The organism is Orlajensenia leifsoniae (assembly GCF_004570845.1).
GTDB lineage: Bacteria > Actinomycetota > Actinomycetes > Actinomycetales > Microbacteriaceae > Orlajensenia > Orlajensenia leifsoniae.
Map to the genome: position 1 here is coordinate 188,555 of NZ_SPQZ01000003.1, position 25,234 is coordinate 213,788.

Below are 25,234 nucleotides of genomic sequence, written 5' to 3' on the forward strand. Positions count from 1 at the left end.
TCCCCCTCCATGGCGATCACCGCTCCCCTCACGTCGGGCGCCGAGTCGAACCACTCCGGTTCGGCCCGGCGCCCGGCCGCGCGCGTCTCAGTTCCCGCGTTCCTCGGCCTCGTGCCCTTCGCGGCCTATGTCCTGCTCTTCCTCGCTCTGCCCACACTGCTGGCCGTGCTCAGCGGCTTCTTCACCGAGGACGGCACCTTCACTCTCGACAACCTCGCCGCCCTCGCGGATCCGGTGATCCTGCGGGCTTTCGCCAACTCGATCGGACTGTCCCTCCTGACCGCGGTCGTCGGCGCCGTCGTCGGCGCCCTCGCGTGCTACGCCATGCTGGGTCTCGCCGAAGACGGCCGCGTCCGCGGGATCGTGGACGGCGCCAGTGGAGTTCTGGCGCAGTTCGGTGGCGTGATGCTCGCTTTCGCGTTCATCGCAACGATCGGCGTCCAGGGGCTCGTCACGGTCTGGCTCCGCGACACCTTCGGCATCGACATCTTCGTGAACGGCGCCTGGATCTACGACCTGCCGGGACTCGTGCTGCCCTACATCTACTTCCAGGTCCCGCTGATGGTGATCACCTTCATGCCCGCGATGGCCGCGCTGAGACCGCAATGGGCGGAGGCCAACCTCACCCTCGGCGGTTCCACCGGCGGGTTCTGGCTGCGAATCGGCATCCCCGTGCTGGCTCCATCATTCGCCGCGAGCCTTCTGCTCCTGTTCGCCAATGCCTTCTCCTCCTACGCCACGGCGGCGGCCCTCGCCAGCCAGGGGTCCCAGATCGTGCCTCTCCAGATTCGGGCGGCCCTCGTGAGCGAGACCGTGCTCGGACGCGAGAACCTCGCCGGCACCCTCGCCCTCGGGATGGTCGTCATCATGGCCATCGTGATGTGGGGCTACTCGATCATCCAGCGCCGGGCCGCCAGGTGGCAGCGATGAGCGCCAGGCTCGGACCGGGCCGTACCGCTCGCACTGTCATCGGCGTCGTCATCGGCGGGCTGTTCGCCATCCCGATCATCGCCATGGTCGAGTTCACCCTGCGCGACGGCGACGGACACTCCCTGGCGCATTGGGCCGCCCTGTTCGACCCGGAGAACGCGCGCCAGTACGCCCCGATCTGGCTGGGACTCGGGAACTCGCTCGTGCTCGCCGTCGTCGCGATCGGGATCGTGCTCCTTCTGTTGGCACCCACGATGATCCTCATCACCCTCCGCTTCCCCCGCCTGAGGCGGGCCTTCGAGTTCGTCGTGCTGCTGCCGATCTCCATCCCGGCCATCGTGTTGGTGGTGGGGCTCGCGCCGATCTACCTGGTGATCGGGCGAACCTTCGGCACCGGCATCTGGTCGCTCGCCTTCGCGTACGGCATCACCGTGCTCCCCTACGCCTACCGGGCCATCCAGGGCAGCATCGATGCGACGGACGTGCGCACCCTCGCCGAGGCCGCCCGGTCGCTCGGGGCCGGTTGGGGAGCCGTGCTGACCCGGGTGCTCGCGCCCAACCTGCGCCCAGGGCTGCTCGCTGCGGCACTCATCTCCGTCGCGGTCGTGCTCGGCGAGTTCACGATCGCCTCGCTGCTCGGCCGGCAGAACCTGCAGACCGCCCTCGTGGTGGTGAGCAAACAGGACACCTACGCGGCGATCATCGTGTCGTTGCTCGCGCTGGTCTTCGCCTTCGTGCTCCTCGTGGTCATCCGCCTCGCCGGACGCACGCAGGGATCGGCTCCGAGGACTGCCCGCCGGGCAGCCACAGCACCCTCGGCTCGCGCCGAGTCACCGTCCGACCCGTCCGACCCGTCCCGGAAAGGGAACAACACATGAGCCTGTCCAGCGCATCCGTCGCCGCTGCGAGCATCGCCACCGCCGACAATCTGGTGCTCGCGGGGCGCGGTGACGGCGCATCCGTCGCCTTCGAATCCGTCGTGAAGGACTACGGCACGACCCGAGTGCTGCACGGCGTCGACCTCGCCATCGAACCCGGCGAGTTCGTCTCCCTGCTCGGTCCATCAGGTTGCGGCAAGACCACGGCGCTGCGCGTCCTCGCCGGCCTGGAGCAGTCCAACGGCGGCCGTGTGCTCATCGACGGGGCCGATGTCTCGCGCGTGCCGACCAATCACCGCGACATCGGCATGGTCTTCCAGTCGTACTCGCTCTTCCCCCACCTCACCGTACTCGGGAACGTGATGTTCGGGCTTCGGATGCGGCGCGTCGCCCGCGCCGAGGCTCGCCGGCGCGGGCGCGACTCTCTCGCCCTCGTCGGGCTCGAGCACCTCGCGGACCGCTATCCACATCAGCTGTCGGGCGGTCAACAGCAGCGCGTCGCGCTGTCGCGCGCCCTGGTCACCGAGCCGCGCGTGCTGCTCCTCGACGAGCCGCTCTCCGCCCTGGACGCGAAGGTGCGGGTGCAGCTGCGCGACGAGATCCGTCGCATCCAGTTGCGCCTGGGCATCACGACGGTCTTCGTCACGCACGACCAGGAGGAGGCGTTGGCCGTCTCCGACCGCATCGCCGTCATGGATGCCGGCGGCATCGAGCAGGTCGGCTCCCCGGAGGAGCTCTATCTGCGACCTGCGTCCCCGGTCGTGGCCGCGTTCGTCGGCCTCAGCAGCATCGTCCCGGGCACTGTCGTGGGTGATCGGGTGCACGCTGTCGGCAGCACGCTGCCGCTGATCGGCGGTCACGCGGACGGACCGGTCGACGTGTTCATCCGGCCCGAGAGCGTGAGCCTCTCCGGTGCCGACGGAGTTCCCGCCACGGTGCAGGAGAGCACCTTCCTCGGCAGCATCAGGCGGACCCTGTTGCTCACGTCCGACGGCGTGCCGCTGCGCATGCAGCACGCGGCGGAGCAGCGGCTCGAGTTCGGCGAGCACGTCCACGTGCGCGTGGCACCGGCACCGGTCGCAGTGCGGGAGGTCCGACGAGCGCCGACGCCCGCAGTGTCCCAGCCCTAGCGCTTGTCGCGCGAGCGGTACTCGGCGGCCGGGCCGTAGATGATGATGCCCGCGAGGGGAACGAGCAGAAACCACAGCCACGACCAGGCGAAGCTGCCCCAGTAGCCGGCGAGGAAGAACAGCAGTACGGCGATGAACGGCACCAGCGCCATGATCGTCGCGCCGATGGGGCCACCGAGTGGGCGCACCCGCGGGGTTCGAGATTCAGGGGCGGCGACGGATGCCGGAGCTCCCTGTCCCGCGTCGTACCGGGGCGCGGCGGCCACGGGCAGGTCGGAGAACAACGGGTCGAGCTCGCCTCGCGTCACCGCGGCGCGAGCCGACCGGGCCCGGGCCTCGAACTCCTCGGGGGTGAGGCGCCCCTCCCCACGGGCGACCGACAACCGCTGCACTGCGTCCTCACGCTCGCGATCGCTCAGCCGGGCTGACGACCACTGCGGGTCTGCGTAATCCACCATGACCCCATGGTGGCGCAGTTCGGCCGGGACGGGAATGGTCGCGGAGAGCCGCTTCGGTCGCGGGGTACGTCCGGACCTCATCGACCACGGACGGGTTGCATGTGGTCTGACCACAGCGGTAATGTGGTCAGACCACAGAGAGGCGGTGCCGGAATGAGCTCGACGGATGCAGTGACCATCCCCGCCCCTGTCGATGACCTCCGCGCCTGGCAGTCCGTGCTGGCGCACGTCGAGGCGCAGCTGCTCGACGGCACCCTCTCCCCCGGCGATCACCTCCCGCCCGAGCGCACCCTCGCGGCGGATCTCGGCGTCGGGCGCTCCAGCGTGCGCGAGGCCGTGCGCGTACTCGAGGCGATGGGCCTCATCCGCACCCAGACCGGATCGGGCCCGAGCGCCGGCGCCATCATCGTCGCCACTCCGCAGGGCGCCATGAGCGCGCTGCTCCGCCTGCAGGTCGCAGCCCAGGGATTCCGGGTGCGCGACGTCGTGAAGACCCGACTCGTGCTCGAGGCCGCTGTCGTGGCCGACGTCGCCGGTGCCGCGAGCCCCGACCTCGAGCCGTCGGAGCGCCTGCTCGATGCGATGGACTCCTCCGAGCTCACCCCGCAGGAGTTCCTGGCGCTCGACGCCGCGTTCCACGTGTCGCTCGCAGCGGCATCCGGCAACGAGGTCGTGACGGCGATGATGGCGGGCCTGCGCTCATCGATCGAGGGCTACGTGCAGGCCGGGCTCGCGGTCATCGACGACTGGGAGGCGACTGCGGCGCGACTGCGCGAGGAGCACCGGGGCATCCTGGCTGCCATCGTGGCGGGCGACGCCTTCACGGCCCGCGCCCGCGTGCACTCGCACATCACCGGCTACTACACGCAGACGGCCCTCGTCACCGAGGCGCCGCCGACACCCGAGACGACGGCTGTCGTCGCAGCCCCCACCGGGACCGGGCACATCGCCCTCTCCCGGCGCACAGCAGAACAGTGAGGAACACCATGGTCCAGCGCCAGATCCCGAAGCCGACAGAGCTCGCCGAGCTCATGAAGTTCAAGAAGCCGACCCTCAACCCGACCGACCGCAGGCTCGAGAAGGCGCTCACCATCGCCGACCTGCGAGCCATCGCGAAGCGCCGCACGCCCAAGGCGCCGTTCGACTACACCGAGGGCTCCGCCGAGGGCGAGATCTCGCTGAAGCGCGCGCGGCAGGCGTTCCAGGACATCGAGTTCCACCCGTCGATCCTGCGCAACGTTCCCGTCGTCGACACCACCCGCCAGGTGCTGGGCGGGCCGAGCGCCCTGCCGTTCGGCATCGCGCCGACGGGCTTCACCCGCATGATGCAGACCGAGGGCGAGGTCGCCGGAGCCGGAGCCGCCGGAGCCGCCGGCATCCCGTTCACCCTGTCGACCCTCGGCACGACGTCGATCGAGGACGTGCGCAAGGCCAATCCCGTCGGTCGCAACTGGTTCCAGCTCTACGTGATGCGCGAGCGCGAGATCTCCTACGAGCTCGCCCGCCGCGCTGCCGCCGCCGGCTTCGACACGCTGTTCTTCACCGTCGACACCCCCGTGGCGGGCGCCCGCCACCGCGACAAGCGCAACGGCTTCTCGATTCCGCCGCAGCTCACCCCCGGTACTGTCATCAACGCCCTGCCGCGGCCGGCCTGGTGGATCAACTTCCTCACCACACCCAAGCTCGAGTTCGCCTCTCTGTCGTCGACCGGCGGCACCGTCGGCGAGCTGCTGGACTCGGCCATGGACCCCACGATCTCGTTCGACGACCTCGACATCATCCGCGGCATCTGGCCCGGGAAGATCGTGGTGAAGGGCGTGCAGACGGTCGCGGATGCGAAGCTGCTCGCCGACCGTGGAGTCGACGGCATCGTGCTCTCGAACCACGGCGGACGCCAGCTCGACCGCGCCCCCATCCCCTTCCACCTGCTGCCGGATGTCGCCCGCGAGGTGGGCTCCGACCTCGAGGTCCACCTCGACACGGGCATCATGTCGGGCGCCGACATCGTCGCCTCGATCGCCCTCGGCGCGCGCTTCACCCTCGTCGGACGTGCCTACCTCTACGGCCTCATGGCCGGTGGACGTCGCGGCGTCGACAAGACCATCGAGATCCTGCGCACCGAGATCGTGCGCACCATGAAGCTGCTCGAGGTGGCATCGCTCGACGAGCTCGGCCCCCAGCACGTCACGCAGCTCGCCCGCCTCACGCCGATGGCGCGTGGGGTGACGGATGCCGCTGCCGCTGCGGCCTCCGCGAAGCCGACGGTGGTGCGCAGCCCTCGGGCGAGTGCTGCTCCCAAGGCTGCAACGCCACGCAAGGCGCCGGTCAAGAAGTAGGCGCGGCGCCCCGCGACGGCGCGTTTGCAGGATGAGGGCGAAGATAGGCCCTCCTGAGGGGTTGAAGTCGCTCTCATCCTGCAAACGTGCGTCGAACGCCGGTCCGGCGGCGGCGCAGCGAGCGGGCCGGCGCCTAGCTCGCCGCGTTCGCCGCCGCCAGCAGCTGCTCGATCTGGTCGCGGTCGATGCCCATGCCCGGGAAGCCGGCGAGGCGTCCGATGGGGAACGACTCCATCATCTTGAACATGCCCGGGTCGTCCATGAGTGCCGAGGTGAAGCCCTCACCCTGCGACGCCATGGCCTGCAGGATGAACTGCGAGGCCACCGGGTGCGCCATGAGCTCGCCGATCGACGAGTTCAGGTCGAGGGTCACGCGAACTGCATCCCCCGAGACCTCGACCGACGACGTGGCACGGATGTCGCGGCTCGACGCCCCGACCTCCACGGTGTACGAGCCACCCTCGACGACCCACTGTCCGACACGGGTGTCGAAGTAGGCGAGGTCCTCGCGGCGAACGGCCACCTCGACGACTCGGCTCTCACCGGCGGCCAGAGCCACCTTGGTGAAGCCCTTCAGCTCGCGCGGGGCACGCACCACGGCCGAGCCGGGCAGCGAGGTGTAGACCTGCACGACCTCGGCGCCGTCACGGCTGCCGGTGTTGGTCACGGTCAGGCGCACGACCAGGCCGGCGGCATCCGTCGTCACCGAGACATCGGAGTGGTCGAAGGTCGTGTACGAGAGGCCGTGGCCGTACGGGAACGACACCTCGATCTCGCGGGCGTCGAACCAGCGATAGCCCACGAAGAGGCCCTCGCCGTAGCGCACGTGGCCGTGCTCGCCCGGGAAGTCGAGGTAGGCCGCCGTGTCCTGCAGGCGCACCGGAATGGTCTCCTGCAGGCGTCCCGACGGGTTCACCGCTCCGTAGAGGACGTCGGCGACGGCACCGCCGCCGGCCTGGCCGAGCAGCCAGCCCTCGACGATGGCGGGAACCCTGTCGGCGAAGCCCGAGAGGCGCACGACTCCACCGTTCGAGAGCACCACGACGGTGTTCGGGTTGGCGGCGATCACGGCATCGAGCAGGGCGAGCTGCTCGGCGGGCAGCTCGATGTGGTCGCGGTCGAAGCCCTCGGACTCCTGCTCGGCGGGCACTCCGACGAAGACCACGGCGACGGATGCCGCAGACGCTGCAACGACGGCCTCGGCCACGAGACCCGCGTCCTCGGTGCCGTCGGCCGCGTAGCCGGGGGCGAAGGTGACATTCTCGGCTCCGGATGCCGCGAGCACGCGGATCTCGTCGAGCGCGTTGTCGAGCTTGGTGGGGTTGATGAGCGAGGAGCCGGCGCCCTGATACCGGGGCGTGCGGGCGAGTTCGCCGATCACGGCGACAGCGGCATCCGTCGCCAGAGGCAGCAGGTCGCCGTCGTTCTTCAGCAGCACGATCGACGCACTTGCCGCCTCGCGGGCGAGGGCATGGTGGGCGTCTGCGTCGTAGGTGGCGCCGTCACGGGCGCCGGCGACGGCCTTGAAGGCCAGGTCGATGGCACGCCGCGCGGCGGTGTCGAGCACGGACTCGGCGAGGGTTCCCGAGCGCACGGCCTCGACGAGCTGGGCGTTGGTGCGCCCACTGCTCGACGGCATCTCGAGGTCGAGGCCGGCCGCGACGCCGGCGACGCGGTCGTTGACGGCACCCCAGTCCGAGACGACGAGGCCGGTGAAGCCCCACTCGTCGCGCAGGACCGTGTTCAGCAGCCACGGGTCCTCCGAGGTGTAGACGCCGTTCAGTCGGTTGTAGGAGCACATGACGGTCCAGGGCTGCTCGTCCTCGACGACGCGCTGGAAGCCGCGCAGGTAGATCTCCCGCAGCGGGCGCTCGTCGATGTCGGCCGAGACGCGCATGCGGTCGGCCTCCTGGTTGTTGGCGGCGAAGTGCTTGAGCGACGCACCGACGCCCTGGCTCTGCAGGCCCCGCACGAGGGCGGAGCCGAGCACGCCCGAGGCGATCGGGTCTTCGGACAGGTACTCGAAGTTGCGGCCGCCGAGCGGCGAGCGCTTGATGTTGATGCCGGGGCCGAGCAGCACGCCCACGTTCTCGGCGACGGATTCCTCGCCGAGGGCGATGCCCACGCGCTCGAGCAGGGTCACGTCCCAGCTGGAGCCGAGCGCCACGGCCGGCGGGAAGCAGGTGGCCGGAACACTGTCGGTGATGCCCAGGTGGTCGCCGTTCGCACGCTGCTTGCGCACGCCGTGCGGGCCGTCCGTCAGCATGATCGACGGCACTCCGGGAGCCGACTTCGTGGTCCAGAAGTCGGCGCCGCTGGTGAGCGACGCCTTCTCCTCGAGAGTGAGGGCCGCGAGGGTCTCGTCGACGGATGCCTCGGACTGCGTCGTGGTCGTGTCGGTCATTCTGCTCCTTCTGGTGCGACGGAGGCGTCGTCAGCAGGGGCTGACGTCACTGTCGTCTCGTATGGCTCGAGGTGGGCTCACCTGTGAGCGCACACTAAAACCATACAGCGCTCGGTTTTCAATCTCAAGCACTCCGCCCTACGATCGAGGCATGACAGCACGGGGGCAGTACGCGAAGGGCGTGGCGAAGCGCGAGGAGATCCTGACGAGCGCCCTCGCGGTGATCGCACGCAACGGCTACCGCCGCACCTCGGTGCGCGAGCTCGCCGACGAGGTCGGTCTCAGCCAGGCCGGGCTGCTGCACTACTTCTCCTCCAAGGAGGAGTTGTTCCAGGAGATCCTCCGCAAGCGCGACGAGGTCGACCGCGACGCGTTCGACCTCGAGGGAACGGCCCCGATCGACGGACTGATCAATGTCGTCAGGCACAACGCGGAGGTGCCGGGCCTGGTGCAGCTCTATGCGCAGGTCTCCACGGAGGCAGGCGACCCCGAGCATCCGGCTCACGAGTTCTTCGTCGAGCGCTACAGGATCTTCCGGGAGAGCTACAGCGCGGCGATCCGTGCCGAGCAGGACGCCGGCCGCATCGGCTCCGACATAGACCCCGATCTCGTCGCGTCCATCGTGCTCGCCGTCACCGACGGGCTCCAGACGCAGTGGATGCTCGACCCCTCGATCGACATGGCCGCGACCATCGAGCACCTGTGGCGACTCGTGGCGGCCGCAGCGCCGGCGGACTAGCCCCTACCGCACGCCCTTCATGAGCTTCAGCACCGGCTTCGCGAAGGCGAGCAGGATGGCGCCCAGCACGATGGCGATGCCACCCAGCACGCCGAAGTACGGCACTTCGTTGTCGATGTCGTAGAGCGAGGCGAGCTGGCCCGAGATGGCGGAGCCGAGCGCCACCGACAGGAAGAACAGTGCCACCATCTGCGTGGTGAAGGCGCGCGGAGCGAGCTTGGTCGCCACCGAGAGCCCGACGGGAGAGATGAACAGCTCGGCCACCGTGAACACGAGGAGGATCACCACGATCGCCAGCAGGGGCGTCGAGTTCGCTCCTCCCCCGGCGAACGGGAGGAAGAGCAGGAACGCGGCTCCCATGATCATGGTTCCGAGGGCGAACTTCACCGGCGTCGACGGCTGTCGGGTGCCGAGCTTCGTCCAGATGGCGGCGAACACTCCAGACAGGATGATGATGAAGATCGGGTTGATCGACTGCACCCACGACACCGGCATCTCCCAGCCGAACAGGCTGCGGTTCAGCTTCTCGTCCGAGTAGATGGTGAGCACGGTGAACTGCTGCTGGTAGAGCGACCAGAACGCCACGCTCGCGATGAACAGCGGGATGAAGGCGAGGACCCGCGAGCGCTCGGTGGCGTCGATCTTGCTGCTCGCGAGGATCACGATGAAGTAGGCGACGGCGGCCACCACCGTCAGGGCGATCACGATGATGGCGAGGTTCGTCGGCGTGATCAGGCCGGTGAAGACGCACACCAGGATGACCGCGACCGCGGCCACGGCGATGCCGATCACGAGCGGCCGCCTGCTGGCCGGCAGCGGGTTGGCGATGCGATGCGCAGCGGCGGGGAGGTTCTTGCGCCCGAAGGCGTACTGCGTCAGGCCGATGGCCATGCCGACAGCTGCGAGGCCGAAGCCCCAGTGGAAGCCGAGGGTGGACTGCAGCAGTCCGGTGAGGATGGGACCGAGGAACGCGCCCAGGTTGATGCCGAGGTAGAAGATCGAGAAGCCGGCATCCCGGCGCGGGTCGTCGGTCTTGTAGAGGGTTCCGACGACGCTGGTGGCGTTGGCCTTCAACCCGCCGGAGCCCACGGCGACGAGGATGAGTCCCACGATCACGCCGGAGAATCCGGGCAGAAGGGCCAGCCCGATGTGGCCGAGCATGATGACGACGGCACTGATGAACAGCACCCGCTCCGAGCCCAGCACCCTGTCGGCGATCCACGCGCCGAGGATGGTCGACAGGTACACGGCACCGCCGTAGGCGCCCACGATGCCGGCGGCCGTCGCCTGCGGCAGACCGAGGCCGCCCTCCGCCGCGGAGTAGTACAGGTAGATGAGCAGGATGCCCTGCATGCCGTAGAAGCTGAAGCGCTCCCACATCTCGACACCGAAGACGGTGGCGAGCGGTCGCGGCTGGCCGAAGAAGCCGGAGTCGCGCTTGGGGTCGACCGGTTCCTCGTCGATGGCCGGCGTGTCAACGTTGCTGCTCATCGCTCCAGTCTGGCACTGAGGCCGCTCGACCGCCTCAGGCGGTTCGGTGCGTGAAGTCCTCCAGCACGGCAGCCAACTGCGCGACCGCCCAGTCGAGGTCCTCCTGCGAGACCACGAGAGGCGGGGCGAGACGGATGGTGGAACCGTGCGTGTCCTTCGCGAGCACGCCGCGCTCCATGAGCGCCTCGCAGACCGCGCGGCCCGACGCCAGCGCCGGGTCGATGTCGATGCCGGCCCAGAGCCCGGCTCCGCGCACGGCGACGACTCCCGAGCCGATCAGCCGGGTCAGGGCGGAGTGCAGGTGGTCGCCCAGCGCCCGCGCCCGCTCCTGCATCTCGCCGGTGGCCAGCATCCGCACCACTGCGATGCCGACGGATGCCGCCAGCGGGTTGCCGCCGAAGGTCGAGCCGTGCTGCCCCGGGGCGAGGACCCCGAGCACGTCGGCGTTGCCGACGACGGCCGAGACCGGAACGATGCCGCCGCCGAGAGCCTTGCCCAGCAGGTAGAGGTCGGGCACGACGCCCACGAGGTCGCAGGCGAAGGTGGCGCCGGTGCGACCGAGGCCCGACTGGATCTCGTCGGCGATGAACAGCACGTTCCGTCGGGTCGTGAGCTCGCGCACGGCGGGCAGGAAGTCGGCGGGCGGCACCACGATGCCGGCCTCGCCCTGGATCGGCTCGAGCAGCACGGCCACGGTGTTCTCGTCGATGGCCGCTTCGATGGCGGCGACATCGCCGTAGGGGACGATACGGAAGCCCGGGGTGTAGGGGCCGAAGTCGTCGCGTGCGTCGGCGTCGTCGCTGAACGAGATGATCGTGGTGGTCCGGCCGTGGAAGTTGCCGGCCATGACGATGATGTTGGCCTGCGCGGGGGCGACGCCCTTGACCCTGTAGCCCCAGGCGCGGGCGACCTTGATGCCCGACTCGACGGCCTCGGCGCCGGTGTTCATCGGCAGCACCATGTCCTTGCCGGCGAGGGCCGCGAGCTCGGTGACGAACGGGCCGAGCTGGTCGTTGTGGAAGGCGCGGCTGGTGAGGGTGATGCGGCCGAGCTGGGCGCGCGCTGCATCGAGCAGCACCGGGTTGGAGTGCCCGAAGTTCACGGCCGAGTAGGCGGCGAGGCAGTCGAGGTAGCGCTTGCCGTCGACATCGGTCACCCAGGCTCCGTCGCCCGACGCCACCACGACGGGGAGGGGGTGGTAGTTGTGGGCGGCGTGGGCCTCTTCCTCGGCGATGAGGACGCTGGTACGTGTCGCTTCGGCGCTTCTCGAGGTCGGCACGGGGTTCTCCTCCGAAGTCTCCGCCCAAGGATGCCCACCGAACCCCGAGACTTCGGAGGAGAACCCCGTGCCTGCGGAATCGGACGAAGAGCCCTCGACTGCGTCATCGGATGAACGGAGGTTCTTGGTGGTGGTCATTTCTTTCAATCTTTCCTAGTCGAGTGCCAACAGTGGTGCTTCGGAGCGGGCGTAGCGGTCGGCGTCGATGACTCGGGGTTCGGCGGGCATCCTTGGGCGGAGTCATCGATGCCGACCGCGGAGCGACCTAGGTTCGCAGCTCCAGGGTGCAGCACTTGACGCCGCCTCCGCCCAGGAGGAGCTCGGAGAGGTCGACGCCGATGGGGTTGTAGCCGTGCTCGCGCAGCTGGCGCTCGAAGTCGGCGGCGCGGGAGGCGATCACGACGTTGTAGCCGTCGCTGAAGGAGTTGAGGCCGAGAACGGCGGCATCAGTCTCCGTCACGATGACGGCATCCGGATACCGTTCCTCGAGCAGGTCGAGGCTGCGAGCGTCGAAGGCGCTCGGCAGGTAGGCGATGTGCTCCTGGCCCGGCGTCGAATCGAGCACGGCCAGCGCGGTGTCGAGGTGGTAGAAGCTCGGGTTGACGAGCCGGAGGGTGACCACCTCGCGACCGTAGATGTCGGCGAGCTCTCCGTGGCTGAGCGAGTCGCTGCGGAATCCGGTGCCGGCGAGGATCGTGTCTCCGACGAGCAGGAAGTCGCCCTCACCCTCATTGATCTGCTCGGGCACGCGCACGTCGAGGCCGTTCGCTCGGAACCAGTCCATGTAGGCGGGGCCCTCGGGCTGGCGTTCGGGATGCGTGAAGCTGGCGCCGTACGCGATGCCGTCGATGACCATGCCGCCATTGGCCGCGTAGACCATGTCGGGCAACCCTGGGATGGGATCGATGAGGTGCACGTCGAAGCCCAGGTCGAGGTAGGTCTGGTGCAGCACGGACCACTGGTCGACCGCGAGGTTCGTGTCGGTGGGCAGGGCCGGATCCATCCACGGGTTGATGCGGTAGACCACGGTGAAGAACTCGGGGCTGCACATCAGCACGGAGCGGGTGGTGGCTGTGCGGGTGGGGCGGATGCCGCCCGACTGGGTGATGGTGTCGTCGACGATGTCCGTCATGGCCGTCTCCTCGTGGCTCGAAGTACAATCGCAGGAGTGGCGGACCAGGTCGCTCTGATTGAGCCGGCATCCACCGAGATGGACACCAGACGCCACCTCCAGTGTCACACGCAGCTATCTCGAAGTTCTCGTCTTTGAGCGCAGCATGCATGCGCACGCACGCGACATCACGCAAGGATCGCGCTTAGACTTCTCGGATGGACAACATCGACCGCCGAATTCTCGACGAGCTGCGCCAGAACGCCCGAGCAGGCTATGGCGACATCGGATCGGTGGTCGGGCTGTCGGCATCCGCCGTCAAGCGTCGCGTCGACCGCCTCGTCGCCGACGGCGTCATCCGCGGCTTCACCATCCACGTCGACCCTGCCGTCGACGGCACCACCACCGAGGCGTGGGTCGAGGTCTTCTGCCGCGGCACGGTGTCGCCCGACGAGCTGCAGCGCATCCTCTCGGCGGTGCCCGAGGTGGTCTACGCCGGCACCGTGACCGGCAGCGCGGACGCCATCGTGCAGATGCGCTCTCGCGACATCGCGAGCCTCGAGGCCGCACTCGAGAAGGTGCGTCTGGCCGCCAACGTCGACCACACCCGCAGCGCCATCGTGCTCACCCGACTGGTGCAGCGCGCCCACGAGGACTGACCCGCGTGATCGCCATCGCGATCGACGCCGCGTCGTCGCAGCCGCCGTACGAGCAGATCCGCACGCAGGTCATCGGCGCCGTCCGCTCCGGTGACCTCGTCGCCGGGGAACGGATGCCGACGGTCCGCGCCCTCGCCGAGCAGCTGGGGCTGGCGGTCAACACCGTCGCGAAGGCGTACCGCGCGCTGGAGTCCGACGCCGTGATCGAGACGCGGGGGCGCGCGGGAACGGTGGTGTCGGCATCCGGAGACGTGACGCATCAGCACGCGCAGACGGCGGCCGCAGCGTACGCGGCGCGCATCCGCGAGCTCGGTGTCGCCGCCGACGAGGCGCTGGCGCTGGTCGAGGCGGCGCTGCGCTCGGACCGCTGATCCTCCGCCCGCTGAGACACGGGAGCGAAGCGAGCGCGTCGAAGCGAAGGAACCGGTGGGCTACTCGACCGGCGGTGTCGGCAACGGCTCTTTGGGCAGCTTCCGCACCCTGGCCCGGCGCTTGCGCCGCTCGGGGATCATCGAGCGCATCTCCTCGAGCTTGCCGAAGCAGAGCAGCCGGTCTCCGGCCTCGAGCTCGACGTGTCCGCGGGGGTTCGGCACGACCGAGGTGCCTCGGTGCAGGGTGAGCACGCTGATGTCGCGCTCGGCCAGACCGGACTCCGCGATCGTCGTGCCCACGAGGTCGGCCCCGGCGTGCACGAGCAGCTCGGCGACACCGTAGCCGCGCGAGACCGTGAGGCGCTGACGCACATCGATCTCGGGGAAGGCGACCTGGTTCGCCATGTAGTCGATGATGGCTCCGGCCACGTCGAGGTTCGTGGCGGTCTCGATGCCCTGCAGTCCGGGTGAGGAGTTGACCTCCATGACCAGCGGGCCGTCGTTGCCCTCGAGCATGTCGACGCCGGCGACCTTGAGGCCCATGATCTGGGCCGAGCGCACGGCGACCTGCTCGTACTCGGGCGAGAGCTCGATGGCCTCGACGCTGCCGCCGCGGTGGACGTTCGAGCGGAACTCGTCGCCGTTCGCCGTGCGGCGCATCGCGGCGACGACCCGATCGCCGACCACGAGGGCGCGCACGTCCTTGCCTCGGCTCTCGGCCACGAAGCGCTGGATGAGCACGTTCTGTTTGGTCGAGTGCAGGGTCTCGATGATCGCCTCGGCGACCTTCACCTGCGGTGCCAGGATCACGCCGATGCCCTGCGTGCCCTCGAGCAGCTTGATGACGACCGGCGCGCCGCCGACCTGCTCGATGGCCGGCCGCACGTCGGCGCGGTTGCGCACGAAGGCGGTCGCCGGCATGCCGATGTTGTGCCGCGACAGGATCTGGCTCGCGCGCAGCTTGTCCCGGGCGTTCGTGATGCCATTGGCGGTGTTGGGCGTGTACACGTCCATCTGCTCGAACTGGCGCACCACGGCCGTGCCGAAGTAGGTGATCGAGCTGCCGATGCGCGGCAGGATGGCGTCGTAGTCGGAGAGCCGACGACCGCGGTACTGCAGGTCGGGCTCGGCCCCCGAGAGGTCGATGGCGAAGCGCAGGGTATTGAGCACCTTCACCTGATGACCGCGCTGCAGCGCTGCTGCGCGGAGTCTCTGGGTGGAATACGCCTGCGGGGCGCGCGAGAGGATCGCGAGTTTCAACGGGTGCCCCTGACAAGATGGACGGGTGAGCGAACCTGTCCATTCAAGCACCATCGCCGGCTGGCGCGAGTGGGTTGCACTGCCGGCGATCGGCGTTCCGTGGATCAAGGCGAAGCTCGACACCGGCGCCCGCACCAGTTCGCTCCACGCCTTCGACATGGAGGAGTTCGAGCGCGACGGGGAGTCGTTCGTGCGCTTCGGCGTGCAGCCCTGGCAGGGCAGCGACGAAGACGCCGTCACGGTCGAGTGTCCCGTGCTCGACCGCCGCTCGGTGCGCAGTTCGTCAGGGCACAGCGAGGAGCGCATCGTGGTGCTTCTCGACATCGTGCTGCTCGGCAAGGCGCTGACGGCCGAGGTCACTCTCACCAATCGGGACTCGATGGGCTTCAGGATGCTGATCGGCCGCGAGGCGCTCGAGCAGGGTTTCGCCGTCGACGCAGCGCAGTCCTTCATCGGAGGCCGCGCGCCGCGCACGGTGCGGCGGCAGAACCGCGGGCGGAGCTAGCAGCCGGACCCTTCCCGCCCGCCGAGGCCAGGACGTGGCCCTCGCCCGTCCGCCGAAGCAACGACGAAGTCGCCGCCGTCCCGCCCGCCGAAGCAGCGACGCAGTCGCCGCTGAGGTGAAGGGAACCCGGCGCCAGCTCCCTCGGCTTCGGCGGCGACTCTGTCGCTGCCTCTGCCAGCGGGGGCTGGCGAGCGGGGTCGGGTCAGATCACCCCGTCCGACAGCGTGCTCGGGTTGCCGAAGCGGTGGGCCGTGATCGAGATCGCCTGCTCGTGCAGGAACGGCAGCAGCTCCACCCGCCCCGACTGCGTCACCTCGTGGGCGTACACCGCCACGTCGGGCGTGCCGTCGAGCGCTCCGGCGACAGCCGACGCGAGCGCATCGCGTGAGCCGGCGGCGACGAGACGCAGGCGCTTCGGCCCCTGCTCGTCGCGCAGCGCCGACGTCGACGAAGCGAGCCCGGCCAGCCAGGCGGCATCCGTCTCCACAGTCACGGGCACATCGCGGATGTCGAGGAACTGCTGCACCGATGCCGGCAGCGCGGTGGGCAGCGACACCGTGTACTCGGACTTCGACAGCGTCGCCGCGATGATCACCCGCAGGGCGTCGACGAGCGAGGCATCCTCGGCCACGCGCACGGCGACGGGCACCGGAAGGTAGCGGAACACGTTGCGCTCGAGCACGAGCTGCGACACGTCGCGCACCACGCCGTACTCCTCGCGCCAGGCGATGGCGTCGGAGAGCGCGGCCCGCCGCAGCTGGTCGAACTCCTCGTAACCGAGCGAGGCCTGCGACGCCTCGATGATGTCGGTCACGCGGTCCTCGAGGCCACGCAGGTGCAGCGTCTTCGACCTGTTGCCGGCATCCGTCTTCCAGCTGCCGAGGCCGAACAGGTAGTTGGGGCCACCCGCCTTGGTTCCGGCGCCGACCGACGAGCGCTTCCAGCCACCGAAGGGCTGGCGCTGCACGATCGCGCCGGTGGTCCCGCGGTTGATGTAGAGGTTGCCGGCCTCGACAGTGTCGATCCAGAGGGCGAGCTCGTCGCTGTCGAGGGAGTGGAGACCAGCGGTGAGGCCGTAGTCCACCGCGTTCTGGAAGCGGATGGCCTCCTCGAGGATGCGAGCGTGCATGACGCCGAGCACGGGCCCGAAGAACTCGGTGAGGTGGAAGTAGGAGCCCGGGGCGACGCCGGTGCGGATGCCGGGAGACCAGAGCCGCCCCGTGTCGTCGAGCTGCTTCGGCTCGACCAGCCACTCCTCGCCGATGCCGAGCTCCGTGAGGGCGTTGAGCAGCTTGCCGCTCGCGGGCTCGATGATCGGGCCCATCTGCGTGGTCGGGTCCTCGGGGTAGCCGACGCGCATGGAGGTCGCGGCGTCGACGAGCTGGTTGCGGAAACGCTCCGACTTGGCCACCGAGCCGACGAGGATGACGAGCGAGGCGGCCGAGCACTTCTGGCCGGCATGCCCGAAGGCGCTCTTGATCACGTCGGATGCCGCCAGGTCGAGGTCGGCCGACGGCGTCACGATCACGGCGTTCTTGCCGCTGGTCTCGGCGAGCAGCGGCAGGTCGGGGCGGAACGACCGGAACAGCTTGGCCGTCTCGTAGGCGCCGGTGAGGATGACCCTGTCGACCGACGGATGCGCCACCAGCTGCTGCCCGAAGTCCTGCTCGGCGAGGTCGACGAGCGCGAGCACATCGCGTGGAACGCCGGCCTCCCAGAGCGCCTCCACCATGACGGCGCCGGTGCGCTGCGCCTGCCTCGCGGGCTTGATGATGACTCCGGATCCTGCCGCGAGAGCCGCGAGCACACCGCCGGCCGGGATGGCGACCGGGAAGTTCCACGGCGGCGTCACCACGGTGAGCTGCGCCGGCACGAAGAGGGCGCCCTGCACCCTGTCGAGCTCGATGGCGCGTTCGGCGTAGTAGTGGGCGAAATCGATGGCCTCGCTGATCTCGGGGTCGGCCTCGGCGATGGTCTTTCCGGTCTCGGATGCCGCCACCTCGATGAGGCGGTCGCGGTTGGCGGCGAGCGCCAGGCCGGCGCGGTGCAGGATGGCCGCGCGCTCGGCTCCGGTGCGCTGACCCCACGCCCGGCCTGCGGCGGAAACCGATGCGATGAGTGCGTCGAGGGTGGCGGCATCCGTCACCTGCGAAGCCGCGATGGTGTCGGACCCGAGAGTCGACGCCGCCACACGGCCGAGGATGCGACGGCCCCAGGCCCGGTTCGCGGGCAGGGCCGGGTCGGTGTCGGGCTCGTTGGAGAAGCGGCCGGATGCGGTGGCGTGCGCGGCAGCCGAGCCGTCGCCGCGCGATCCCCGCGTGATGCCGAGGAGCGCGCCGGTGAGGGTCGGATCGGTCTGCTCGGCGGCGAGCGTCGTCACAGGTTCAACGGGCAGCGGAGCCAGCTCCGTCGCCTGCGAGCGGTCTTGGGTGCGGTTCGGGCCGGGAACGGTGTCGTCGAGGTCGGCCAGCGAGGCGAGGAAGCGGTCGGTCTCGCGCTTCAGCAGGGCGTCGGAGGTGGTGAGCTCGAACACCGCCGACATGAAGTTCTCGGTGCTGGCGTTCTCCTCGAGGCGACGGATGAGGTACGCGATCGCCACGTCGAACTCGGCCGGGTTCACCACGGGCGTGTAGAGCAGCAGCTGCCCGACGTCGCGGCGCACGGCCTCGGCCTGGTTGGTCGCCATGCCCAGCAGCATCTCGAAGTCGACGGCGGAACTCACGCCGCGCTGCTTCGCGAGCAGGTGCGCGTAGGCGACGTCGAAGAGGTTGTGGCCGGCGACGCCGATCTTCACGGCGTCGGTGTTCTCGGGGGTGAAGGCCCAGTTGAGCACGCGCTTGTAGTTGGTGTCGCTGTGCTGCTTGGAGTCGTAGGTGGCGAGGGGCCAGTCGTGGATGGCCGCGTCGACGTTCTCCATGGCGAGGTTCGCACCCTTGACGATGCGCACCTTGATGGGGGCTCCGCCCTCGGCGCGGCGACCCTGCGCCCAGCTCGTCAGCCCCTGCAGGGCGCCGAGGGCGTCGGGCAGGTAGGCCTGCAGCACGATGCCCGCCTCGAGGTGCAGCAGCTGCGGCTGGTCGAGGATGCGCTCGAACACCGCGATGGTGAGGTCGAGGTCGCGGTACTCCTCCATGTCGAGGTTGATGAACTTCGTCGTCTTCGCTGATGCCGCCAGCTCGTACAGCGGCGTGAGACGCTCGACCACGCGCTCGACGGCCTCGTCGAACGACCACATGGAGAGCTGGCTCACCACGCTCGACACCTTGATCGACACGTAGTCGACGTCGTCGCGGGCGAGGAGCTCGCGGGTTCCCGCCAGTCGTCGGTCGGCTTCCCTGTCGCCGAGCACGGCCTCACCGAGCAGGTTGAGGTTCAGCCTGTTGCCGGTTGAGCGCAGGTGCTCGATGGCGGGTCCGAGCTTGTCGGGCGTCGCGTCGACGACGAGGTGGCCGACCATCTGGCGCAGCACCCGGCGAGCGGCCGGGATGACCACCCACGGAACGACGGGGCCGAGGGCACCGCCGAGGCCGATGGCGCCGCGCATGTACGACGGCAGGAAGGCCGGAGCCTTCGGGGCCACCTTCGCGAGGTTGTGCCCGGCGACCATGAGGTCTTCCGGGCGCATGACGCCGTCGACGAAGCCGACGGTGAAGTCGAGCCCGTTGGGGTCTTTGAGCACTCCCGCGAGACGCTCGCCCGAGGGATCGGCTGGGATCTCCGCACTCTGAGCGAGCCAGCGGCGCACCAGCGCGATGGTCTCGTTCGCGAGGTCGGCCTGGGACTCGACGGGCGTGCTCGACATGGTCATGACATTAGTTCTTTCTCGCGGGAGCACCCACCGGGAGAGGCTCTCTCAGCACAGTGTCAGGCATCCGTATCATCGGGTAAAGCGAAGCTTTCCCACCAGTATCGGTTAGTTTGGCTGATGAATAGGGAGGTGACGGATGCTGGATGTCAGAGGCCTGCGCCTGCTGCGCGAGGTGAAGCTGCGCGGAACCCTCGCCGCCGTCGCCGAAGCGTTGGCCTACTCGCCGTCGTCGGTGTCTCAGCAGCTGTCCCTCCTCGAGGCCGAGGCGGGGGTGCCGCTGCTCGAGAAGTCCGGTCGCCGGGTCATCCTGACTCCTCAGGCCGAGCTCCTCGTGGCACGCGCCGAAGAGGTTCTCGACATCCTCGAACGCGCCGAGGACGAGGTGGCGTCGTCGCTCACCGAGGTGCGCGGAACCGTACGGCTGGCTGTGTTCCAGTCGGCGGCGCACGCGATCCTCCCGGCGGCGCTGACGATCCTGCGCGAGGAGTACCCCGAACTGCGCGTCGAGGTCACCGAGCGCGAGCCGGAGGCCGGGCTGTTCGAGGTCTCGGCGCGCGACTTCGACGTCGTGATCGCCGAGCAGTACCCCGGCCACACCCGAGCCCACAGGCCCGACCTCGACCGGGTCGTGCTGGGCGGGGATGCGATCAGACTGGGAGTCGGCGCGGTCGACCACGGCGAGACACCGCGACGTGAGTCCTCCGACCCCGACGTGCACGCGGTGTTGCTCAGCCTGACCGGGAGGCCGTGGGTGATGGAGCCGGTGGGCACGGCATCACGGGAGTGGGCGATGCAACTCTGCCGCGCGGCCGGCTTCGAGCCCGACGTGCGCTTCGAGACGGCGGACCTGATGGCGCACATCAGGCTCATCCGCTCGGGCAATGCCGTCGGCCTGCTGCCCGATCTCGTGTGGGCCGGCGAGGCTCCGACGGTGCGCATGGTCGACCTGCCCGGTGACCCGCACCGCACGATCTTCACCGCCGCGCGGCGCTCGAGCGCCGACCGCCAGGCCGTCGCGGTCTGCCGCGAGGCGTTGGCCCGGGCAGTGGCGCTGGTGGCGACGCCGTCGCGGTGAACCCCGCCCGCCGAGGCACAAGAGCGAAGCGAGCGCGCCGAGGTGAAGGAACCCAGCGCAGGGTCCCTCCACCTCAGCGGCGACTGTGTCGCTGCTTCGGCGAGCGGGGCACCGCCCACCGGACCCGAACGACGGTGGGCGGAGCCGCTCACGAACCGCGGACTCCTAGCGGCGACCGCAGTTCAGGGCCGCGTAGCCGGGCGTGTACGTCGAGTACGAGCCCGCGCCGTTCACCCAGGTGTACCCGGCAACCGTCGCCGTCCCCTTGGGCACGGACTTCGCACCGGTCGGGAACAGCTTGTACACGGCCTTGCCGAAGCCCACGCCGGTGAACTTCGCGTCCGCCCACTGCGTGGTCAGACGGATGTCGGCCTTGGCCTTGCCGATGTTGAGGGCGTAGACCGCCACCGACACCTTGCCGTTGATGCACAGCGAGGCTGCGGCGACAGCGAGCGGCACCTTGCCGGCGACCTTGGCCGGCACCGACAGCGATCCGTCCGTCGACCTGTTGCCTGCGGCATCCGTCGCCCGATACCCGAAGGTGGTGGCGGCGTCGCCCACGGCCACGGGAGCCGTGTAGGCCTGCCAGGCGCCGCTGCCGAGGCGGTACTCGATTCCCGAGACGCCCGATCCGGTGCCGTCTGCCGCTGTGACGGATGCCTTCCGCGACGTCGCGTCGAACGCGACGGTGGCGACCGGAGCCACCCCGTCGACCTTGCCGCTCCACGTGGCCACGGCCGAGACGTTGTTCGAGCCATCCGTCGCCCGAGCCTGCACCGAGTGCGTGCCCTCGGCGAGAGCGATCGGCCCGGTGACCGGGGTCCAGCCGGCTCCGTCGACGTTCGCCTCGAGGGTGAGCGGCGTGAAGTCGTCGCTTCCCGTCACCGTGAGCGACACCCCGCTGCGGTACCAGCCGTTCGACCCGTCTGGCGCGGCAGGAGCCGCGGTGATGGCCACCGTCGGAGCCTGCGTGTCGGCCGGCGGATAGGACAGCAAGCCGGGAGAGGCGAAGCTCCCGACGGCTGGCAGACCGGTGTCGTTGATGATGTGGTTGATGCCGCCCGAACCGTTGAGGAACACGCTCACCATGTTGGTGAACCGCACCCCCGCGGACTTCGGCGCCTGGATTCCGCTCTCGACGCGGATGTCGACGTTCTGGTTGAAGAACGAGTAGATGCCGAGTCCGGATGCCGAGTGCGAGGTCACTCCCGGTGCCACCAGGTACGAGGCGTAGCCGAGGCGGTCGCCGTCAGTCCAGGCAGCCTGGCTCGGCGGGTCGTACGGGAGCTCGCTCTGGTAGAAGAGCGTGGTCCCGCCGTTGCCGTTCCACACGGTCTGGGCCTTCTGGTAGTGCTCGACGAACAGGCCGAGCGCCGTGACGTCATCACCGTTCACGACGACTCCGTGGTCTCCGGTGTTCGAGTCCCAGGCCACGCCGTCGCCGTGATCGGCGCGCCAGGCCCAGATGTGGTCGAGCAGCACGTCGTCGCTGTTCACCTCGATGCTCGTCGTCGCCCGACCCACGTGGGCGCCGCCGACGCGCACGAACACGTCGCTGAGCGTGGTCGGGTCTGCGGGGTCGCTGGCTGAGGCATCCGTCGGCCCGACCTTGACGAGCACCGGAGAGTTGACCTCGCCGGCGTCGACGGTGAGGCCGGCGACCTTCACGCCGGTGACGTCGGCGATGTCGATCGCCGCGTTGCCGTTCGTCGGCACGAGGGTGGCGAGTCCGAGGCCGAGCACGACGGTGTCGGCACGGGTCACGGTGATCGCCTCGCTCAGGGTGTAGACGCCGGGCGTCACGAGGAGGTTCTTGCCCTCGGCGAGCGCCGCATTGATCTGCGCTGCGGTGTCACCGGTCTTGGCGATGTAGAAGTCGGCGATGGAGAGAGCGTCGCCGGATGCCGCATCCGTCGACCAGTCGACGCCCGAGCTGTTCGTCTTCGCCTTCGGCACGAAGACCTTGTACTCGTCGCCGTCGAGGTAGAGGAACGGTGACTCACGGGTGACCGGGGTCTCGGCGACGGTCGTGTACAACGGAGTCGCTGCATCGCCCTCGCCCGCGGGAGTCGCGGCGTGCGCGCCCTCGACGCCGACGGAGGTGACGTTCCAGACGCCGCCCTCCCACGTGCCGACGCTGCTGTCACGGGTGAACCACTGCTGCTGGGATCCGTTGACGACCGTTCCCGACACCGCGGAATTGGCCATGTAGCCGCCGCTCGCGTACTCGCCGACCCGGCCGAACAGGGTGAGGGACCCCTCGATGTTCATGCGGCGGAGTGGTGCGGCCTGCGAGACGGCCCACCGCATCTGGTGCGGATCGGTCACCCCGCTCGGGAAGGGACGTTCGGCATCCACGCCGAGGGGCCTCTGGATGGGGTTGATGCTCATGTTCGAGAGCGATCGCCAGAAGCGCGTGAGGGATCCGGGCGACTGGCAGTCCCACGGGTTGGGCTCGCAGGCGCGCACGGGCTCGACGTGGAGGGCGCCATTGATGCGCACGTCCTCCGGCGACGCACCGAGCCCCGAGATCGACGTGTAGTAGCCCACCTCGGCGTTCACGATTCCTGTCGCGGTGGCGGGGTCGTTCTCCCCTGCCGCGCTGCCGTAGGTACCGGGCTTGAAGAAGGCGGCATGCCGGTTCGTGCTGAACTCGGCCTCGTTCGCGAACGACGCCAGGGTGGCGTTGATCTCGTCGACCGGCGTGCTCGGGTCGAAGATCGTGACGTTCGGCCCGAAGTCGGGATTCGTGGGGTCGGCGTAGGCGGGCGTGGCGACGACGGCACCGCCGGCGACGAGCGCGAAGACCGTCGCGCCGAGGCCGAGCGCTCGCAACGGGCGACGCTGGGATGGCGCTCCCTGCGCTGCAGGGGATGGGACTCTCACGGGGACGTTCTCCTTTGAACTGGGCCCATGCGCCGAACGACTCTGGCGACTGCGCTGTGCCGGATCTCGTGGAACGTCATCCCCACCCGAATGGGGGATGACGTGGTCAATGTAGCAGAAACACTTACTGACCGGTAAGTAATTCTTTGGGACGCAGCGCATGCGGGGCTGCAGCTGGGCCGACACAGCCCGTCGACCGGTCGCATAGGGTCGATCCATGAGCTCCGACGCCGCAGCCAGCGCTGCCAATGACGCCTCCCACGACATCGTCATCATCGGAGGCGGCCACAACGGCCTCGTCGCCGCGGCGTACCTCGCGCAGGCCGGGCGCAGCGTGCTCGTGCTCGAGCGCGACGACCACGTGGGCGGCGCCGCCATCTCGGCACAGGCGTTCGCCGGCATCGATGCGCGTCTCTCGCGCTACTCCTACCTGGTGAGCCTGCTCCCGGCGCGCATCATCGAGGAACTCGGCCTCGACATCGGCCTGGTGCGCCGCCGCTTCTCGTCGTACACGCCCGACCCGCGGCATCCGGAGCGTGGACTGCTCGTGGACAACGCCGATGCCGCCGCCACGCGCGCCTCGTTCGCGGCCATCGGAGCCGAGGCCGACGCAGATGCGTGGAACGCGTTCTACGCCGACACGGCTGCGGTCGCGCGAGCCCTCTTCCCGACGGTGCTCGAACCGTTGCCGACCCGGTCCGAGGCGCGCCGCCTCGTCGATGACGCAGTGTGGAAGCAGATCTTCGAGCGGCCCCTCGACGAGGCGATCAGCGCCAGGTTCAGCGACGACCTCGTGCGTGGAGTCGTCGCGACCGACGGCCTCATCGGCACCTTCACCGCGCTCGACGACGCATCGCTCGATGCGAACCGCTGCTTCCTGTACCACGTGATCGGCAACGGAACCGGCGACTGGGACGTGCCGATCGGCGGCATGGGTGCCGTCAGCGGTGAGCTCGAGCGGGCTGCACGGGCGGCCGGAGCGCGCATCGTGACCGGCGCCGAGGTGACGGCGGTCTCGCCCGATGGCCGCGTCAGGTACTCGTTCGACGGCGCCGATCACGAGGTGGGCGGCGAGAGCCTGCTCGTCAACGTGGCGCCGGTGGTGCTGCAGCGCCTGCTCGGGGAGTCGACCGCCGAGTTGCCCGCTCCCGGGGGGGCGCAGGTGAAGGTCAACCTGCTGCTCAGCCGGCTGCCGCGGCTGCGCGACGCGACCGTCTCCGCGGAGGCAGCGTTCGGCGGCACCTTCCACATCAACGAGCTCTACACGCAGCTCGGCGACGCCTACGAGGCTGCCGCCGGCGGCGGCATCCCGCAGCCGCTGCCGTGCGAGATCTACTGCCACTCGCTGAGCGATCCGTCGATCCTGTCACCCGAGCTCGCGGCATCCGGAGCCCACACCCTCACGGTCTTCGGGCTGCACGTTCCGCATCGCCTGGTCACGGAGGAGAACAACGACGAGCTGCGGGCACGGCTGCAGGATGCCGTGCTGGCATCACTGAACTCGGTGCTCGCCGAGCCCATCGAAGACGTGATCATGACGGATGCCGAAGGCCGGCCGTGCATCGAGACCAAGACCACGCTCGACATCGAGCGAGCGGTGAACATGCCCGGCGGCAACATCTTCCACGGGCCGCTGTCGTGGCCGTTCCTTGAGGACGACGACCCGCGGGGCACCGTCGCGGAGCGCTGGGGTGTGGCCACGGCCCACCCGCGCATCCTGCTGTGCGGATCGGGCGCCCGCCGCGGCGGCGCCGTCAGCGGCATCGGCGGGCACAACGCCGCGATGGCGGTGCTGGAGGATCTCCACGCTCGCTGAGGGCCGAGCGAAGCGGCCGCCCGAAGCGCAGTCACCCGCCCGCAGAGACACGGGAGCGAAGCGAGCGCGTTGAAGCGCAGCCGCCGCCCCTGCACCGT

The 25,234-nt window shown here is 69.5% G+C and carries 19 protein-coding genes; 11 read left to right on the forward strand and 8 right to left on the reverse strand.

From position 1 onward, the window contains the following. The first annotated feature begins 9 nt into the window (after window positions 1–9). The 3 genes from E4M00_RS08795 to E4M00_RS08805 are packed head-to-tail and all read left to right on the forward strand — an operon-like array spanning window position 10 to window position 2,938. Window positions 10–930: an ABC transporter permease gene (locus E4M00_RS08795; protein WP_420813437.1), complete on the forward strand. Its 921-nt coding sequence runs from the start codon at window positions 10–12 to the stop codon at window positions 928–930. Then, window positions 927–1,808: an ABC transporter permease gene (locus E4M00_RS08800; protein ID WP_135120122.1), complete on the forward strand. Its 882-nt coding sequence runs from the start codon at window positions 927–929 to the stop codon at window positions 1,806–1,808. Before E4M00_RS08795 ends, E4M00_RS08800 begins: the two co-directional genes overlap by 4 nt. After that, window positions 1,805–2,938, forward strand: a complete 1,134-nt coding sequence (locus tag E4M00_RS08805) for an ABC transporter ATP-binding protein (protein WP_135120123.1) — start codon at window positions 1,805–1,807, stop codon at window positions 2,936–2,938. Before E4M00_RS08800 ends, E4M00_RS08805 begins: the two co-directional genes overlap by 4 nt. On the opposite strand, the gene E4M00_RS08810 is transcribed toward E4M00_RS08805, so the two are convergent. Further along, window positions 2,935–3,396, reverse strand: coding sequence for a DUF1707 SHOCT-like domain-containing protein (locus tag E4M00_RS08810; RefSeq protein ID WP_135120124.1), 462 nt, complete (start codon window positions 3,394–3,396; stop codon window positions 2,935–2,937). The two genes, E4M00_RS08805 and E4M00_RS08810, sit on opposite strands and share 4 nt — an antisense overlap. A 153-nt stretch (window positions 3,397–3,549) precedes the next feature. Between E4M00_RS08810 and E4M00_RS08815 the strand changes: the two genes are divergently transcribed. Both E4M00_RS08815 and E4M00_RS08820 read left to right on the forward strand, forming a co-directional pair. Then, window positions 3,550–4,374, forward strand: a complete 825-nt coding sequence (locus E4M00_RS08815) for a FadR/GntR family transcriptional regulator (protein ID WP_135120125.1) — start codon at window positions 3,550–3,552, stop codon at window positions 4,372–4,374. A gap of 8 nt (window positions 4,375–4,382) precedes the next feature. Then, a complete protein-coding gene (locus E4M00_RS08820) occupies window positions 4,383–5,732 on the forward strand; it encodes an alpha-hydroxy acid oxidase (protein WP_135120126.1) in 1,350 nt (449 codons plus the stop codon). Window positions 5,733–5,865: 133 nt separating this feature from the next. On the opposite strand, the gene E4M00_RS08825 is transcribed toward E4M00_RS08820, so the two are convergent. Beyond that, window positions 5,866–8,136, reverse strand: coding sequence for a glycoside hydrolase family 3 C-terminal domain-containing protein (locus E4M00_RS08825; RefSeq protein ID WP_135120127.1), 2,271 nt, complete (start codon window positions 8,134–8,136; stop codon window positions 5,866–5,868). Window positions 8,137–8,287: 151 nt separating this feature from the next. On the opposite strand from E4M00_RS08825, the gene E4M00_RS08830 reads away from it, so the two are divergent. Then, window positions 8,288–8,875 (forward strand): TetR/AcrR family transcriptional regulator, encoded by a 588-nt coding sequence (locus E4M00_RS08830; RefSeq protein WP_193555564.1) that lies wholly within the window; start codon window positions 8,288–8,290, stop codon window positions 8,873–8,875. 3 nt (window positions 8,876–8,878) lie between these two features. Here E4M00_RS08830 and E4M00_RS08835 read toward each other — a convergent pair whose 3' ends face one another. The 3 genes from E4M00_RS08835 to ddaH form a co-directional block, all read right to left on the reverse strand. After that, window positions 8,879–10,366, reverse strand: coding sequence for a peptide MFS transporter (locus E4M00_RS08835; RefSeq protein ID WP_135120128.1), 1,488 nt, complete (start codon window positions 10,364–10,366; stop codon window positions 8,879–8,881). 34 nt (window positions 10,367–10,400) lie between these two features. Beyond that, window positions 10,401–11,645: an ornithine--oxo-acid transaminase gene (gene rocD / locus E4M00_RS08840; protein WP_240036958.1), complete on the reverse strand. Its 1,245-nt coding sequence runs from the start codon at window positions 11,643–11,645 to the stop codon at window positions 10,401–10,403. A gap of 265 nt (window positions 11,646–11,910) precedes the next feature. Further along, entirely contained in the window at window positions 11,911–12,777 is an 867-nt protein-coding gene (gene ddaH, locus E4M00_RS08845; RefSeq protein ID WP_135120129.1) for a dimethylargininase, read from the reverse strand. Window positions 12,778–12,974: 197 nt separating this feature from the next. On the opposite strand from ddaH, the gene E4M00_RS08850 reads away from it, so the two are divergent. Both E4M00_RS08850 and E4M00_RS08855 read left to right on the forward strand, forming a co-directional pair. Continuing rightward, window positions 12,975–13,415 (forward strand): Lrp/AsnC family transcriptional regulator, encoded by a 441-nt coding sequence (locus E4M00_RS08850; protein ID WP_055824204.1) that lies wholly within the window; start codon window positions 12,975–12,977, stop codon window positions 13,413–13,415. Between the two features lie 5 nt (window positions 13,416–13,420). Next, entirely contained in the window at window positions 13,421–13,786 is a 366-nt protein-coding gene (locus tag E4M00_RS08855; protein ID WP_135120130.1) for a GntR family transcriptional regulator, read from the forward strand. A gap of 60 nt (window positions 13,787–13,846) precedes the next feature. Here E4M00_RS08855 and rimK read toward each other — a convergent pair whose 3' ends face one another. Beyond that, the gene (gene rimK, locus E4M00_RS08860) at window positions 13,847–15,046 is read right to left on the reverse strand and encodes a 30S ribosomal protein S6--L-glutamate ligase (RefSeq protein WP_135120131.1); all 1,200 of its coding nucleotides are present in this window, start codon (window positions 15,044–15,046) and stop codon (window positions 13,847–13,849) included. A gap of 25 nt (window positions 15,047–15,071) precedes the next feature. Here rimK and E4M00_RS08865 point away from each other — a divergent pair, with 25 nt between their 5' ends. Continuing rightward, on the forward strand, window positions 15,072–15,551 hold the full coding sequence (locus E4M00_RS08865; protein ID WP_135120132.1) for an ATP-dependent zinc protease family protein: 480 nt from the start codon (window positions 15,072–15,074) through the stop codon (window positions 15,549–15,551). 202 nt (window positions 15,552–15,753) lie between these two features. Here E4M00_RS08865 and E4M00_RS08870 read toward each other — a convergent pair whose 3' ends face one another. Next, the gene (locus E4M00_RS08870; protein WP_135120133.1) at window positions 15,754–19,359 is read right to left on the reverse strand and encodes a proline dehydrogenase family protein; all 3,606 of its coding nucleotides are present in this window, start codon (window positions 19,357–19,359) and stop codon (window positions 15,754–15,756) included. A 136-nt stretch (window positions 19,360–19,495) separates the two neighbouring features. On the opposite strand from E4M00_RS08870, the gene E4M00_RS08875 reads away from it, so the two are divergent. Further along, on the forward strand, window positions 19,496–20,434 hold the full coding sequence (locus E4M00_RS08875) for a LysR family transcriptional regulator (protein WP_135120134.1): 939 nt from the start codon (window positions 19,496–19,498) through the stop codon (window positions 20,432–20,434). Window positions 20,435–20,599: 165 nt separating this feature from the next. On the opposite strand, the gene E4M00_RS08880 is transcribed toward E4M00_RS08875, so the two are convergent. Next, on the reverse strand, window positions 20,600–23,320 hold the full coding sequence (locus tag E4M00_RS08880; RefSeq protein ID WP_193555565.1) for a pectate lyase-like domain-containing protein: 2,721 nt from the start codon (window positions 23,318–23,320) through the stop codon (window positions 20,600–20,602). A 217-nt stretch (window positions 23,321–23,537) separates the two neighbouring features. Between E4M00_RS08880 and E4M00_RS08885 the strand changes: the two genes are divergently transcribed. Then, complete coding sequence (locus E4M00_RS08885; RefSeq protein WP_135120135.1) at window positions 23,538–25,136, forward strand: phytoene desaturase family protein; 1,599 nt, start codon at window positions 23,538–23,540, stop codon at window positions 25,134–25,136. Window positions 25,137–25,234: the final 98 nt, after the last annotated feature.